This window comes from Pseudomonas sp. 2995-1 (genome assembly GCF_002742505.1).
GTDB classification, from domain to species: Bacteria; Pseudomonadota; Gammaproteobacteria; order Pseudomonadales; family Pseudomonadaceae; genus Aquipseudomonas; species Aquipseudomonas sivasensis.
On sequence record NZ_LJSA01000122.1, the window covers coordinates 1 to 251 of the forward strand.

Sequence of the window (251 nt, forward strand, 5' to 3'; positions counted from 1 at the left end):
TGTTACTACTGAAGAAAATGTATCTATACATACTTTTGATAGTGGAGATTCCATTAGTAATATAGGATTTTCAGATGTACAGGATTATATCTATTATGCTCAACCACTACCTAGTAATCCTGAAGTATACACAGTTCGACTTAATAATTGGACATTTGATGCACCTTTAGATATTTTTCAAATAGAGGCTAATCGAATAATAAAGGACATTGCGATTTCCCCAGACCAAAATAGGATTGCCTATACAGTGG

General features: G+C 33.1%; 1 protein-coding gene. It reads left to right on the plus strand.

Translation table 11 applies throughout. From position 1 onward, the window contains the following. Positions 1-251, plus strand: a 251-nt coding sequence (locus AOA61_RS31730; protein WP_218197308.1) for a hypothetical protein, incomplete at both ends; no start/stop codon positions are given.